Source organism: Sphingomonas sp. FG14 (genome assembly GCF_057809675.1).
In genome coordinates this window covers 137,545-151,269 of record NZ_JBMDKK010000002.1, presented here as the reverse complement: position 1 = coordinate 151,269, position 13,725 = coordinate 137,545, and the positions used below count along the sequence as shown (strand labels likewise).

Genomic DNA, 13,725 nt, shown 5'->3' with positions numbered 1-13,725 from the left:
GAAAATCGATCACAATATCCCGGACGCGCGATGGATTGATCGAATCCATCGCGCGTCCGGATCGATTCTAAGCCGTCATCAACGGGTCGCTGATGCCGTGACGGCCGGTTTCGATACGCCCCGCCAGCCGCATCTCCAGGCCGTCCATCGCGATCGTCAGATCATACCAGCCATGGGTTTCGGAGACCGGCCAGCGCTCCGTCGCCTGCCCCTTCGCCGCAACCGTCACCGTCCGGGCGGGCGATTTGCCATAGGCGTCCTCGCCCAGCCTGACCGTCGCCGGCCGGTCGCCCGCATTGCGCCACGCCAATGTCAGCGCGCCGCCCTTGCGATCGTAGCGGGCCTGCGGGATCGGCAGGCCGGCCGCCTTGCCGAGCACCACCTTCACATGGCGGAGAAAGCCGTTGGGGCCGAGCACCCACAGGTCGCATTCACCTGCGGCGCTCCCCATCCACCGGTCGGCGAGCGACTTGCCCGCTTCCACCGTGTAGCGGCGCGGGATGCGATCGAGATTGATGCGATCATAGACATGGAACACCGCGCCGACGCTGCCTTCGTTGACGAAGGACAGGCTGAGCGCATCGCCCGCCCCGCCGATGCCGGCATCGACATGCAGCGCATAGGGCAGCGCACGCGAGCGCCGCACGCCCGCTTCCTGGAACAGCGCCTGCGGTGCGCGCGGCGGCAGCAATTTGGGCCGCTGGAGATGGCCGTCGAGGATCTCGGTCGCCTTGCTGACGTCTGGCAGCGCGGGAAAGGCCGCATCCTCCGGGCCGGCGAAATCGAAGCAGGAGGTCAGATCGCCGCAGACCGCGCGATGCCAGGGGCTGATCGCGGGAATGGTGATGTCGAAGCGCTTCTCGAGGAAACGGCCGACCGAGGTGTGATCGAACACCTCGCTGCTCACCCAGCCGCCCTTGCTCCACGGCGAGACCACATACATGGGCACGCGCGGGCCCAGCCCCCAGGGGCGCGTGGTGCCGGTGCCGACATCGTCGCGCGACGTGTATTTATCCTCATGATCGTCGAAATAATGGCCGGGCAGGCTCAGCGTCGCGCCGCCGGCCAGGCTGCCGTCGGGATTGTAGGACGGGGGGGCCGCGGGCGGCAGATGATCGAACAGCCCGTCATTCTCGTCGAAGGTCTGGAAGAAGACCGTGCCGCTCCACACGTCCGGATTGGCGGTGAGCGCATCGAGCACGCGCGCGGTGAAGGCAGCCCCCTCGATCGGCGTCGAGGCCGACGGATGTTCGGACCATTGCTTGGGCGGCAGCACCCAGGAGACCGCCGGCAAGGCGCCGTCGCGCACGTCCTGCGCCAGCCGCTCGAGCGAGAATTCGCTCATGCCGCGCCGGTAGAGCGCGGAATCGGGCTTCGCCTCGCGGAACCCTCTGAACGCCAGCCCGCCGTGCATCGCGCCGGTCCAGTTGTCGTTGGGGTCCTGATAGATGCGCCAGTCGATGCCGGCGGCTTCCAGCACTTCCGGAATCGTCGGCCATTCGAGCGCGTTGCCGGCATAGGTGTAGCCGGGCTCGGGCAGCGCGCCCTTGATCCAGCAGCGCAGGTTGTTGGGTTCGGAATGGGTGTCGCGGCAATTGATGCCCCTGGCGCGCATCGCAGGATCGAAGGCGGAACCCGACCAGAAGACGATGCGGTTGGGATCGGTGCCGGTGGTGATCGAGCAATGATAGGCGTCGCAGATGGTGAACGCCTCCGCCAGCGCGAACTGGAAGGGAATGTCCTCGCGGCGATAATAGCCCATCGAATAATCGGTCTTGAACTTGGGCCAGCGGCCGAACCTGCCCTGGTCCCACGCCGCCTGCGCGTCGGCGAAGCTGTGCGGGGTGCCCGGCACCTTCAGCGCGTTGGTCCGCTCCGTATCCAGATGAAAGGGCGGCAGTTCGCGCGCGCCATTATGCTGCGCCCAGACCGGCTTGCCGCCGGGCAGCGGGATCGGGTGGCGATCGCCAAAGCCGCGCACACCCTTCATCGTGCCGAAATAATGATCGAAGGACCGGTTCTCCTGCATCAGGATGACGATGTGGCGCACGTCCTTGATCGTGCCCGTGGTGCGCCGCGCCGGAATGGCGAGCGCGCGGCCGATGCTCGCGGGGATCGCGGCCAGGGAACCGGCGACGCCGGCAGCTTTCAGGAAATTACGCCGTGACGAGGTCATCCGACAGTCTCCGATTGGAGCATCGCACGGGCAAGCCGCCGACAGCGATGCGATAGCAGATATCCGGAACGGACCGCGCGATCCAGGATCGCGCGATCCGCCCGGCCGAACGATCAGAATTTGGTGGTGTAGGAAACGTAGACGCTGCGCGGCTTGCCCTCGAACTCATAGCCGTAGAAATATTGCGGGCTGTTGAGCGCGATCTCGCCACGATTGAAGGCCGATCCGAAGCGCTGGTTTCCATAGCCGTAGCGCTCGGCATAATGTTTGTCGAAGAGGTTGACGATGCGGAGCTGGAAGCGGTGCTGCCGCTCGTCGCCCAGCCAATAGCCGATCGATCCATTGGCCAGGAAATAATTGCCGAAATTGTAGCGGAGCGCGTTGTTCACGCCGCCCGTCGCCCATTCCGGCCCCTGGTAGCGGCCGTAAAGCGTGACGTGGAAGCGATCGTCCGGGCTGTGCCAGGCGATCGTGCTGCCGATCATATATTCGGGCGTCTCGTTGATCTGCAGCTTGGTGCCGTCAAGCCGCGCACGCTGCTTGGTATAGTTGATGTTGAAGGTGAAGCCCTTGCCGACATTGATGTCCAGATCGGCGGTCAGGCCACGGATCTCGGTCACACGGTCATTGTTGAAATAGGTGTTGGGCGTCAGGCCGGAGGTCGTCTGGATGCGGTTCGAGATATCGGTGCGGAACGCGCCGATCTCGGCATTCACCTGAACGCCGCCGAACGCCTTCGAAAAGCCGATCGCGCCATTATATGTTTCGGTGGTCTCGGTCTTCAGATCGGGATTGCCGACAACCGTGGGGCTGTCCGAGAACAGCTCGTTGGTGCGCGGCAGGCTGTAGGACGTGCCGCCATTGCCCCGGACGTAGAAGTCGCCGATCGGCTGGCGGAAGCCGAATTTCCAGATCGTGCGCGATCCGAAGCTGTCGGCGAAATCGGTGCGGACAGCCAGCGAGAGCTTGGTGTTCCTGCTGAACGGGATCACCGGCCGGAAATCGGCATAGACGCCGGTGATCGTGTTCGATTCGTTCGAGACCGGAAAGACCGGATCGGAATCATTGCGGTACGAGACGATCTGGACGCCACCGACCACCTCCAGCGCGCCGGGGATCGAAAGCGTGTTGCGGATGTTGAGCCCGAGCTCCCGGAAACCCGCCACCTTCGAATCCTTGCCGAAACCCTTGTTGGCATAGGGGATCGACTTGCCGGTCGCGCTGCCGAAGGGGATCGCCTTGCCCGTCGTCGGATCGGCGCAGCCCGTCCTGATCTTGCAGATCTCGGCGAAGGTCTCGGTATTGTTGAGCTTGGGATTGCTCCAATAACCCGCGACCTCGGTATAAAGCGCGTCGGACCAGCGCCGGTCGAGCGTGAAATCGACGATCGGATAACGTACGCGGTTGGGCGAATAGGTCTCGTTGTCCGGGAAGGGATCCTGGAACTCGATCTGGGTATATTGGCCGTTCACGCGAAACTCGCTCTTGTCGTCGAGCTTCCACAGATATTTGATGCCGACATTGCTGCGGTTGAGCGGATATTTCTGGATCCCCCCGGCGGCCGCGACATTGTCGACATAGGATTCGGGCGCGAAGATGCGCGGCCCGTCGGTCTGGATCGTGCCGCCATAGATCATGACGCTATGGCGCCCCTCCGCGTCGATCGGGAAGCTGCCATTGCCCCACACCTCGCGCGTGTTGAACGCGCCATATTGCGCGCCCAGCTCGAACTTGCTGGTGCCGTCCGGCCGCTTGGTCACCAGGCTGATCACACCGATGCCGCCATTGCTGCCGAAGAACAGGCTGTTGCCGCCGCGAAACACCTCGGCACGCTCGATCATATGCGGATCGATCGTCGTGCTGCCCCAGATATCCTCCAGCGCCGGCCCGCGATCGTAGAGCGGCACGCCATCGAGCACGACCAGCGTATCGCGATCGCCGCCGCCGTCTAGGCGGATGGTGTATTCGCCCTCGTCCGGCGAATAGCCGATATTGGCGCCCTTGATCAGGAACTGCGCCAACTCCGCGAAATTGGTGGCGCCCGTCATGGCGATCTGCTGGGCGTCGACGATCTGGACGTTGTTGCCGAACTCGATCGCGCTGTCGGCGAGCTGCGTCGCCACCACATGTTCGCCGCGCACGACGATCTCCTGATCGGAATCGGCGTCCGCCGGCGCGTCATTGTCGTTCCCGGCCGCGAAAGCGACACCGGGCAAAGCCGTGGTGCAAAGCAAAAGGCCGAGCGCCATCATGGCGCGCGACGCGGCGAATTTCCTCATGTTGAAATACCCCTGATTGAGTGCGACCTGCCGCGACGAGACGCGGGTCTCCTCTCCCGCGCCGCATCTCGGCATGCGCGCCGCCGCTAGCCGCTCAATGCGTCAGCAGCGTTCAGGGCTCTTGTGATTTCGATGTAAGCCAGATGAAGATTTGGCGACACCACACCGCGGCACCGGTGGTGGCGATGCGCGATCATCACGCCTTTGTGCGATTGCGTCCGTTCGTCGCGCCACGCGCCGACCCGTCCTGATCCGGCCTGGTGCTCATCGGATCCGGCATCCCGAATCGGCGCGCGATTCGGGATCGATCGCGCAACCCCTTCGGATATGAATCCGCGCCAGGCGACGGATCTCCCAGATGGAAACCCGTGTCATCCTGATATCCCGTCGGTGCGATCAGAAACAATCTGACCAGCCAGATACAGGCGATCAGAAAACACAGCGCCCCGACCACTGCCGAGACCAGCACAACAACGCCCCACATCGCTCCATCCCCACAGAGCGGGCCGCCACGAAACCGCAGCCTTGCCCGCTCCAAGCATCTCAGGGGAAGGACTCAAAGTCGAGTCGATTCGTTAACCGGAATGAGTAGGGCTTTGGTGTATATTTGAGGATCGCAGATCCGCACTTCGTGCGGAATCGCCGAAAACGCGGGAGTCCGCGCCAAAGCGCGGGTTCATGTTGCAGTGCAATGAATTCAACGCTCGCATGCCACCGTTCGCCGATTTCATGCGTTCTCGGTAAGATTTCGTAACGAATGCGAGCTAAGGCACCCGCGATGTTTCTGCGTCCAGGCAACCCGGCGGGGGTCAGATACTCTTTATGGACTCGGAACCGATTCCAGATCGGTGCGGGGGTGATCGTCGCGATCATCCTGCCCTGGCTGGTACGGGTCGAGGTGGCGGAGTACGAACTCGAGCGTTACGGCCTGCAGGCGTCGATGATCGCGACCCTGCTGGCCTTCCTGTCCGGCTTCTACATATTGGGCCGGCTGGCGCGCTATCCGGGGGTACGATCCTCCTACTACATCCTGCCGTCGTTCGCCGCGACCTATGGGCTGGCGCTCGCCGCCTTCTTCTTCCTCAGGATCGACTATAGCCGGCTCCACTTCATCGCCAGCTTCCTGCTCTCTCTGACATGGTTCTACATCGTCTATTTCAAGGCACAGCGAGAAGCGCGGCTGGTGATCGGCGTGGTGCCGCAAGGCAATTATGAGCGGCTGCTGGCGATCGACCGGGTCGACTGGACGATCCTCCATACCCGCGACAACATGCCGGTCGCGGCGCTCGACGCGATCGTCGTCGACCTTCACGCCGATCTTTCGGATGAATGGGAACGCTATGTCGCCGACCATGCGATCAAGGGCATGCTGGTCATGCATGTGAAGCAGGTCGAGGAATCGCTGACCGGCCGCGTCGATATCAGCCATCTGTCGGAGAACAATCTGGGATCGCTGATCCCCGGCCTGCTCTACGCCAAGGTCAAGCGCATGGCCGATGTGCTCATCACCCTGGCGCTGCTGCCGTTGCTGATCCCAGTCCTGGCGGTCGTGGCACTGATCATCCGGATGGACTCCCAGGGCCCCGTGATCTTTCGCCAGCAACGCATGGGTTATCGCGGGCATCCCTTCGTGATGTGGAAATTCCGGACGATGACGCATCGCGAGGTCGAGACGGGCGACAGCCGGGTGGCCGCGATGACGCGCGACGGCGACAGCCGGGTGACGCGTATCGGCCGCTTCCTTCGACAGTATCGCGTCGACGAACTGCCCCAGGTGCTGAACATCCTGCGCGGCGAGATGAGTTGGATCGGCCCCCGTCCCGAAGCCATGGCATTGTCGCAATGGTATGAAAGCGAGCTGCCTTTCTACCGCTATCGCCACATCGTTCGCCCCGGCATCAGCGGATGGGCGCAGGTGCGCCAGGGCCATGTGGCCGAAGTCGACGAGGTCCTCTCGAAGCTCCATTACGACTTCTATTACATCAAGAACTTCTCGTTCTGGCTGGATTGCCTGATCGTGGCAGGCACCGTTCGTACCGTCTGGAGCGGCTTCGGTGCGCGATGAAGCCGCTGCGGCGATGCTGCACGCCACCGCCGACGTCGCGACGACCGAGATCGGCGCGAACACGCGCGTCTGGCAATTCGTCGTCATCCTGGCAGGCGCCCGGATCGGTGCCGATTGCAACATCTGTTCGCATTGCCTCATCGAGAATGACGTGGTCGTCGGTGATCGCGTGACCGTCAAAAGCGGCGTGCAGCTATGGGATGGCGTCCGGCTGGAGGACGATGTGTTCGTCGGGCCCAACGTATCCTTCACGAACGACCGTCACCCGCGCAGCCGGAATCGCGATGCCGAGCTTCTGCCGACCATCGTGGAAGCCGGCGCATCGATCGGCGCCGGCGCGGTGATCCTGCCCGGCCTCAGGATCGGCAGGCGCGCGATGGTCGCGGCCGGCGCGGTCGTGACGCGAGACGTGGCGCCGGGCGCCACGGTGATCGGGAATCCGGCCCGCGAGAAATCCTCGTGATGGCCCAGTACAGCATATGGAGGAAATCATCATGACGCAGGACCGCATGTCCCTTTGCCGGATGATCGACCTTCCCAAGATATCGGATCCGCGCGGTAACCTCACCTTCGTCGAAGGCGGCGGGCATGTGCCGTTCGACATCGCCCGCGTCTATTATCTCTACGACGTTCCGGGCGGCGCCGAGCGCGGCGGCCACGCGCACAAGGCGCTGAGCCAGCTCATCATCGCCATGTCCGGCAGCTTCGACGTGGTGCTCGACGACGGCCGCGGCACCCAACGTTTCCACCTCAACCGCTCTTACAACGGCCTGTTTGTCTGTCCGATGATCTGGCGCGAACTCGACAATTTCTCGTCGGGCTCGGTGTGCATGGTGCTCGCGTCCAATCGCTATGACGAAGATGATTATTATCGCGACTACGATGCCTTCATCCAGGCGCTTGGCGACGCGCGATGACGGTGCCGTTCCTCGACCTGAAAAGTCCCTATGCCGAGCTCAAGGATGCGATCGACGAGGCGGTCTCACGCGTCGTCTCTTCCGGCTGGTATATCGGCGGCCCCGAAGTGGAGCAATTCGAAGCCGACTTTGCGGCCTATTGCGGCGCCGCGCATTGCGTCGGTGTGGCGAACGGCCTCGACGCACTTCACCTGACCCTGCGTGCGCTGGATATCGGCGCGGGCGACGAAGTGATAGTCCCGAGCAACACCTTCATCGCAACCTGGCTCGCGGTCAGCCAGTGCGGTGCCACACCGGTACCCGTCGAGCCCGTCGAAGCGACCTACAATATCGACCCGGCCCGGATCGAGGCCGCGATCACCCAGCGCACGCGCGCGATCATGCTGGTCCATCTCTATGGCCAGCCCGCCGATCTGGATCCGATCCTTGAGATTGCGCGCGAACACGGCCTGCGCGTGATCGAGGACGCAGCCCAGGCCCATGGCTCGACCTATCAGGGGCGCCGCATCGGTGGTCATGGCGATGCCGTGGCCTGGAGTTTCTATCCCGGCAAGAATCTCGGCGCACTGGGCGATGGCGGCGCCGTCACGACCAACGATCAGCACTTGGCCGAACGCCTCCGGATGCTCGGCAATTACGGGTCGCGCACCAAATATGTGAACGAGGTTCGCGGCTATAACAGCCGGCTGGACCCGATCCAGGCCGCCATACTCGCGGTCAAGCTGGCGCATATGGACGACTGGAATGCCCGGCGCGGCGCCATCGCCGCCCAATATCTCGACGAACTGGCGGACACGGGCCTCATCCTGCCCCATGTTCCCAATTGGGCAAGCCCCGTCTGGCACCTGTTCGTCGTCCGTCACCCGCAGCGGGACGAATTGCAGCGCCGATTGGGAGAGGCCGGCATCGGCACGCTGATCCACTATCCCATCGCCCCGCACGACCAGACCGCCTATGCGGAGGCCGCGCTGGCGCCGGGTGAGTTCCCGCTTGCCGCGACGATGGCGGAGCAGGTGCTGAGCCTGCCGATCGGCCCGCACCAGACCGCCGCACAGACCGCGCAGGTCGTGGCGGCGGTCCGCGCCGCCACCGGGGCTCCGTGACGGAGGCGCATTCCTATCGCCAGATCCTGCGTTCGTCCTCGATCATCGGCGGCGCATCGGTAGTCAACATCCTTGTCGGGCTGCTTCGCGCGAAAGCCGTCGCGCTGATCCTGGGGCCGGCGGGCGTCGGCCTGTTCGGGCTGTTCACCAACATCGTCGCGACCGCATCCACGCTCTCCGGGCTCGGCTTCGGCAATGTCGGCACCCGGCAGATCGCCGAAGCATCCGCGAACGAGGATCCGATACGCGTCGCAGCCGCCCGGCGCGCACTGTTCTGGGGCACGATGGCGCTTGCTGTCCTGGGCGGCGCGATGTTCTGGCTGCTGCGCGGTGTGATCGCCCGACACATCCTGGGCGACGCTCATCTGGCCGGCGAGATTGGCTGGCTGGCCATCGCGGTTTCGCTCACCGTCGCGGCGGCATCACAGAATGCCCTGCTCAACGGCCTGCGCCGGATCGGCGACATCGCGCGCGTCAGCATGGGCTCCGCATTGCTGTCCACCTGCATCGGCGTCGTCGCGCTGCTGTGGTTCGGCCGCGCCGGCCTCGCCCTTTTCGTGATCGTCATTCCCGCCGCCAGCTTCCTGCTCGGCCATCTGTTCGTCGCGCGCCTGCCGCGCGTCGCGCAGCAACGGACCGAACTCGCATCGCTCGCTGCCCAGTGGCGCGTGCTCGCCACATTGGGCGCGGCCTTCATGATCGCGGGGCTGGCGGGCACCGTCGTACAGCTTGTCGTGCGTTCGATGTTCCAGCACGAACTCGGTGTGGAAGCGTTGGGCCATTTCCAGGCATCCTGGGCGATTTCGATGACCTATATCGGCTTCGTCCTGAGCGCGATGGGCACCGATTATTATCCACGCCTGACGGCGGTGATCGGCGATCATGACGCCGCCAATCGCCTGGTGAACCAGCAGACCGAAGTCGCGCTGCTTCTCGCCACGCCGGTGCTGCTGGCCATGCTGGGCCTCGCTCCCTGGATCATCCGGCTGCTTTATTCCTCCGCTTTCCTGGAAGCGGCGGACATGCTCCGCTGGCAGGTTCTCGGCGATTTCCTGAAGGTGATGAGCTGGCCGCTGGGCTTCATCCTGCTCGCCTCGGGCGCGGGCCGCACCTTCATGTTCACCGAATGGACGGCGGCCGGGCTGTTCGTCGCGCTATGCGCGCTGACCCTGCCGGTGCTTGGCGTCCAGTCCGCCGGCATCTCGTTCCTCGGCATGTATGCCGGCTATTTGCCCCTCGTCTATTGGTTCGCCGCGCGCAGAACGGGTTTCCGCTATTCCGCCGCGGTCATTCGCCTGATCGGACTCGGCATGGGTGCGGGCCTCGCCATCCTGTTCCTGAGCCGGCAAAGCACCGTGGCGGCAGCGACCCTTGGCGTGCTGTCCAGCGGCATTTTCGGAATCGGCGGCCTGATCCGGCTTGCCGCGATGGCCGATGCCGGGGGCCGCGCAGGCAAGATCAGCAACGGCGCGCTCCGGATTCTCCATAGCATCGGATTGAAGAATGACCCGCGACCCAAATAATGCCGATGCCACCGATGCCGCGCCGCTCGTCAGCGTGATCGTGCCCAGCTACAATCATGCCGGGTTCGTCGAACAGTCGATCCGCAGCATCTGGGAACAGGATTATCCGAATGTCGAAGTCATCGTCATCGACGATGCGTCGACCGACGGCTCCGGCGAGTTGATCAGCCGGCTGGCCAGCCAGTCGCCGATCCCGATGACCGTGCACGTCAAATCCAGGAATGGCGGCATATCGGAATCGCTCAACATCGGCGTGTCGCTGGCCAAGGGCGAGTGGATCTCGATCCTGTCGTCGGACGACTGGTTCGTCGCCGACAAGATATCGCGGCAGATGAGGATCGCCGCCGAACATGGTGTGGATTTCGGCTGCATCCATTCCGACGCATATTCAGTCACGCAGGACGGCAAGCCGCGCGGCACGAACTTCAGCCGCGCCGGCGTGCGCGCGCTTCACGGCGAAGCCTTCGAGGATCTGATCTACAATCGCGCGCGGATCATCGCCACGTCGAGCCTGCTCAGGAAGGATCTGGTCGATCGCTGCGGCCGCTTCGACGAAAGCTTCATCGCCGAAGACTATGATTTCTACCTGCGCCTGGCCCGCCTGACCAAATTCTATTTCCTGAACGAACCGCTGGTGAACGTCCGCGTATCACCGCAAAGCCTGGGGCGCCGTCCGTGGCAATGGCTCGACAGCATCTTCGGCGCACTCGACAAGCACCGGGACGTGCCGAACTATGATTGGGAGCGGGTGAAGGCCGAGCGCTGGCTGACGCTGCTTCCCAATTTTCTCGAGAACGGCAATCGCGCGCAGATTTCGCAGGTGCTCTCGCTCAGTTTCGGGCAGGCGCGCAACGCCGGCATTACCGGCCGCTATGCCGGCTCACTCGCCAGGTCCGCCACCCGGGCCGTCGCCTTTAGGGTCAAGCGGCGCATAGTTGGAAGGGCCTAGGTGATGTTGCGCAAAATCCCCTTCTATCTGCGCCAGCTTAAATATTATCTGCTTCTGGGCAAGCGCATCGAAGCGCATGGCAACTTCACCGTAAAGCATCGCCGGCACGTTTCCTTCGGCAACCGCTGCAGCATAAACGACGGCGTCTTCATCCTGGGCCATTGCCAGATCGAGATCGGCGACAACGTCACGCTTTCGGCGAACTGCATGCTGATCGATTCCGGCCTGGATATCGAGAGCCCGGTTCGCATGCATACCAACGGGTTCATCAAGATCGAGGATGGCGCCTGGATCGGGGCAGGCGCGATCATCCTGCCCGATGTGGTCATCGGTCGCGGCAGCGTCGTCGGAGCGGGCAGCATCGTCACGCGATCGGTGCCCCCTTTCACCGTCGTCGCCGGAAACCCCGCCAGGATCATCCGCCATTTGACACCGGCCGAAAACAACGAGAGCAATCGATGAGCGGCATACTCTACATCAGCTATAGCGGCATGACCGAACCGCTCGGCCAGTCGCAGGTGCTCGCCTATCTCGAACGGCTGGCGAAGCGGTTCGACGTTCACCTGATCAGCTTCGAAAAACCCGTCAGCGAGGCGGATGGCGGCGTCCTTGCCGCCGTTCGATCGCGCATGGCGAATGCCGGCATCAACTGGCATCCCCTTCGTTATCATCGCCGCCCTTCGCTCGCGGCGACCGCCTGGGATATCGCCCAGGGAATCCGCTTCGGCACGAAGCTGGTGCGGCAGCACGGGCTGCAGTTCGTCCACGCCCGCAGCTATGTGCCCTCGATGATGGCGGTCTCGATCAAGAAGCGCCTCGGCATCCCGTATCTGTTCGACATGCGCGGCTTCTGGGTGGACGAGCGTGTCGATGCCGGGCTGTGGCGATCGGATGGCACGATGTTCCGGTTCGCCAAGCGCATGGAACAGCGTTTCCTGACCAATGCCGATGCGGTGGTTTCGCTCACCCATGCCGCCGCCGAGGAACTTGGCCGCTTTCCCTATCTTCAGGCGGCGCCGCCACCGATCCACATCATTCCCACCTGCGCGGACCTGGCCCGTTTCACGCCCGCGCCGGCGCCCCAGGCCGATCCCTTCGTGCTCGGCTATGTCGGCACCGTCGGCAACTGGTACATGTTCGACGAGACGCTCGAATGCTTCAAGACCCTCCGGCAGCAAGAGCGCGGCGCCAGACTGCTGGTGATCAATCGCGGCGAGCATGACCGGGTCCGCGCGCTCGCGGCGGAGCGCGGCATCGATCCGCGCGACATATCGATCGTCGCGTCATCGCACGCCGACATGCCCGGCCACATCCGCGCCATGTCCGCCGGCATCCTGATGGCGCGACCGGCCTATTCGCATATCGCGCGCGCGCCGACGCGACTGGCCGAATTTCTCGGCTGCGGCGTGCCCTGCCTCGCCAATGACGGCGTGGGCGACGTCTCACGCATCCTGGAAAGCTCGAAATCGGGAATCGTCATCCGCGCCTTCGATCCCGAATCCCGCGCAAGGGCCGTTGCGGATCTGGTGGCGCTTGCGCGATCGCCCGGCATCGCCGGGCTCTGCGCGGCGACGGCGGAATCCCATTTCTCGGTCGAGACCGGCGCCGCGCGTTATGCGGAGATCTATCGCACGCTGGGCGCGACGGCGCGCGCATGAGGATACTCGCGCTCACCCGCTATTCCCGGCTCGGCGCGAGCAGCCGTCTGCGCACGCTCCAATATCTCCCCTATCTGGCGCAATCGGGATTCGACATCACCGTCGCGCCCTTTTTCGACAACGGGTATCTCCAGCGGCTCTACGGGCGACAGAGCCAGCGCTCGCAATATCCGCGCTTCTTCCGCGAGCGGATCGCCACGCTGCGCGCCGCTTCGGGCCATGACGCGATCTGGATCGAGAAGGAGGCGCTTCCCTGGTTGCCCTGGGCGGTCGAGCGCCGCCTGTTGCCCAGGAATGTGCCGATCGTCGTCGATTATGACGATGCGATCTTCCATCGCTACGACCGGCATCGCTCCGGGCTGGTGAGAAGCCTGCTCGGCGACAAGATCGACGCGGTGATGGCGCATGCGGATCTGGTGATCGCCGGCAACGCCTATCTCAGGGATCGCGCGGTTCAGGCGGGCGCCAAACGCACCGAGATCGTGCCAACCGTCGTGGATATCGACCGCTATGATCTTGCCACGGCCAGACCCGAGGGGCGCCCGAGGATCGGCTGGATCGGCTCGCCCTCCACCGCGCCCTATCTCCAGACCATCATGCCCGCGGTGGAGCGCGTCGCGAGGGATTGCCCGGCGGACTGGATCGCGATCGGCGCCCGCGACGACCAGCTCGCCGCGCCCTTCACGAGCCTGCGCTGGAGCGAGGACGAGGAAGTCTCGCTGCTGCGCACGCTCGATATCGGCATCATGCCCCTGCCCGACGACGACTGGTCGCGCGGCAAGTGCGGCTACAAGCTGATCCAGTATATGGCGTGCGGCCTGCCCGTGATCGCATCGCCGATCGGCGCCAATTGCGAGATCGTGACCGCCGGCGTGAACGGGTTCCTTGCCGATGGACAGGAGGAATGGGCGAACGCGCTCAGGCGGCTGATCGACGACGGGGCGATGCGCGCCGAAATGGGCGCCGCCGGCCGGGCGATCGTCGAACGGCAATATTCCCTGCAAAGCCAGGCACCGCGCCTCGCCGCATTGCTTCGATCGGTCGCGGGCGCCTGA

11 protein-coding genes are annotated in these 13,725 nt (G+C 64.2%); 9 read left to right on the top strand and 2 right to left on the bottom strand.

The genetic code is table 11. The features are described 5' to 3' along the window. Positions 1-67: 67 nt before the first annotated feature. Both ACODTA_RS08875 and ACODTA_RS08870 read right to left on the bottom strand, forming a co-directional pair. The gene (locus tag ACODTA_RS08875) at positions 68-2,176 is read right to left on the bottom strand and encodes a phosphocholine-specific phospholipase C (RefSeq protein WP_489065543.1); all 2,109 of its coding nucleotides are present in this window, start codon (positions 2,174-2,176) and stop codon (positions 68-70) included. A gap of 113 nt (positions 2,177-2,289) precedes the next feature. Then, the gene (locus tag ACODTA_RS08870) at positions 2,290-4,530 is read right to left on the bottom strand and encodes a TonB-dependent receptor plug domain-containing protein (protein WP_489065541.1); all 2,241 of its coding nucleotides are present in this window, start codon (positions 4,528-4,530) and stop codon (positions 2,290-2,292) included. A 781-nt stretch (positions 4,531-5,311) separates the two neighbouring features. Here ACODTA_RS08870 and ACODTA_RS08865 point away from each other — a divergent pair. Genes ACODTA_RS08865 through ACODTA_RS08825 form a run of 9 tightly spaced genes read left to right on the top strand, consistent with a single transcriptional unit; the run spans position 5,312 to position 13,725 of the window. Further along, positions 5,312-6,520, top strand: a complete 1,209-nt coding sequence (locus ACODTA_RS08865; protein ID WP_489065540.1) for a sugar transferase — start codon at positions 5,312-5,314, stop codon at positions 6,518-6,520. Then, positions 6,510-6,983: an acyltransferase gene (locus tag ACODTA_RS08860; protein ID WP_489065539.1), complete on the top strand. Its 474-nt coding sequence runs from the start codon at positions 6,510-6,512 to the stop codon at positions 6,981-6,983. Before ACODTA_RS08865 ends, ACODTA_RS08860 begins: the two co-directional genes overlap by 11 nt. 31 nt (positions 6,984-7,014) lie before the next feature. After that, positions 7,015-7,437 (top strand): sugar 3,4-ketoisomerase, encoded by a 423-nt coding sequence (locus ACODTA_RS08855; protein WP_489065538.1) that lies wholly within the window; start codon positions 7,015-7,017, stop codon positions 7,435-7,437. Further along, positions 7,434-8,540 carry a DegT/DnrJ/EryC1/StrS family aminotransferase gene (locus ACODTA_RS08850; protein WP_489065537.1) on the top strand — a complete coding sequence of 369 codons (1,107 nt, stop codon included), beginning with the start codon at positions 7,434-7,436 and terminating at the stop codon, positions 8,538-8,540. Before ACODTA_RS08855 ends, ACODTA_RS08850 begins: the two co-directional genes overlap by 4 nt. Beyond that, positions 8,537-10,063, top strand: coding sequence for an O-antigen translocase (locus ACODTA_RS08845; protein WP_489065536.1), 1,527 nt, complete (start codon positions 8,537-8,539; stop codon positions 10,061-10,063). The genes ACODTA_RS08850 and ACODTA_RS08845 overlap by 4 nt, the downstream gene beginning before the upstream one ends. Next, positions 10,044-11,012 (top strand): glycosyltransferase, encoded by a 969-nt coding sequence (locus ACODTA_RS08840; RefSeq protein ID WP_489065535.1) that lies wholly within the window; start codon positions 10,044-10,046, stop codon positions 11,010-11,012. Before ACODTA_RS08845 ends, ACODTA_RS08840 begins: the two co-directional genes overlap by 20 nt. Before the next feature lie 3 nt (positions 11,013-11,015). Next, the gene (locus ACODTA_RS08835) at positions 11,016-11,474 is read left to right on the top strand and encodes an acyltransferase (protein WP_489065534.1); all 459 of its coding nucleotides are present in this window, start codon (positions 11,016-11,018) and stop codon (positions 11,472-11,474) included. Continuing rightward, the gene (locus ACODTA_RS08830; RefSeq protein ID WP_489065533.1) at positions 11,471-12,670 is read left to right on the top strand and encodes a glycosyltransferase; all 1,200 of its coding nucleotides are present in this window, start codon (positions 11,471-11,473) and stop codon (positions 12,668-12,670) included. The genes ACODTA_RS08835 and ACODTA_RS08830 overlap by 4 nt, the downstream gene beginning before the upstream one ends. Beyond that, on the top strand, positions 12,667-13,725 hold the full coding sequence (locus tag ACODTA_RS08825; RefSeq protein ID WP_489065532.1) for a glycosyltransferase family 4 protein: 1,059 nt from the start codon (positions 12,667-12,669) through the stop codon (positions 13,723-13,725). Before ACODTA_RS08830 ends, ACODTA_RS08825 begins: the two co-directional genes overlap by 4 nt.